The organism is Variovorax sp. P4_D9, assembly GCF_056401695.1.
Genome location: NZ_JBFUIU010001568.1, coordinates 1 through 994, shown reverse-complemented (window position 1 = coordinate 994; position 994 = coordinate 1). Strand labels below are relative to the sequence as shown.

2 protein-coding genes are annotated in these 994 nt (G+C 58.8%); one reads left to right on the top strand and one right to left on the bottom strand.

Features of this window, described 5'->3' with window-relative positions:
- Positions 1-323 (bottom strand): LysR family transcriptional regulator (locus tag AC1DY5_RS56955; RefSeq protein WP_478122927.1); only part of this gene is annotated, 323 nt, incomplete at its 3' end.
- 161 nt (positions 324-484) lie between these two features.
- On the opposite strand from AC1DY5_RS56955, the gene AC1DY5_RS56950 reads away from it, so the two are divergent.
- Positions 485-994 (top strand): Bug family tripartite tricarboxylate transporter substrate binding protein (locus tag AC1DY5_RS56950; RefSeq protein WP_478122926.1); only part of this gene is annotated, 510 nt, incomplete at its 3' end.

Here is a 994-nt window from a genome sequence, read left to right as displayed (position 1 = left end):
TCGCACAACCGAACGCCCATTCTTGTTTCGAGGTCTGCGAGGTAGATGCTGATCGTCGAGCGGCTAATGCCCAGGCGCAGTTCCGCGGCGGCAAGGCCACGGCACTCTGCGACCGCTTGAAAAACCCTCAGCAAGCGAAGATCGAGATCGCTGATCCGACCCAACTTCGCACGTCTTTGTCCCATGCCGTCCTTCTCCTTTGCAATTCTGTGCTTCGCGGTGGTGCAAGCCAGCGCAAGATCCGAGCCGAAGCGAACCGGAATGGCTCGACTTTCCCTGGGCATTGAACCAGCTTGGCCAGCAGCGCTGGTTTTTTTCCTCAAGGCCGGGGTGTCAAGCCTACATTTCTCGGACTTTAGTTTGAAACATTTCCGTTGCAATCTAGGATCTTCCAGCTAGGCTTTGGACCACTGAACCGACATGTGGAGTCTGAAGAATGAGTCACTGGAGCCCGTCACGACGCAGATTTCTTGCGGATGTATCTTTGCTGGCCTTGTCGGCCCTACCCAGCGTGACGCTGGCCCAGGGTGACCGTCGTGCACTGCGCGTCATCCTGCCCTACGCTGCGGGCTCTGGTGCCGACGTCGTTTTCCGGCCCTACATCGATGCGATGGGCCGCTATCTGCAACAGCCCTTGTTTATCGACAACCGGGGTGGAGCGAATGGCCTTATCGGGATGGAGGTGGCTTCCAAGGCGGCGCCGGACGGCTACACCGTGGCCTTGGGCACTTCGGGCACGCTGGTCATCAACCGCTTTCTGTACAACAAGCTCCCTTACGACCCGACAAAGGACTACGACCTTGTGGGCACTGCCTTCGGAACAGCCAATGTGCTAACGGCACGAAAGGAACTCGAGGTCAACTCTGTGGCGGAACTGATTGCCTACGCGAAGCGCAATCCGGGACAACTCAAGGTCGCCTCCGGCGGCGTTGGCAGCACGGGCCATCTGTCTGCGGCGCTGTTCGATGCCATGGCCGGTACAGGAATCATGCAC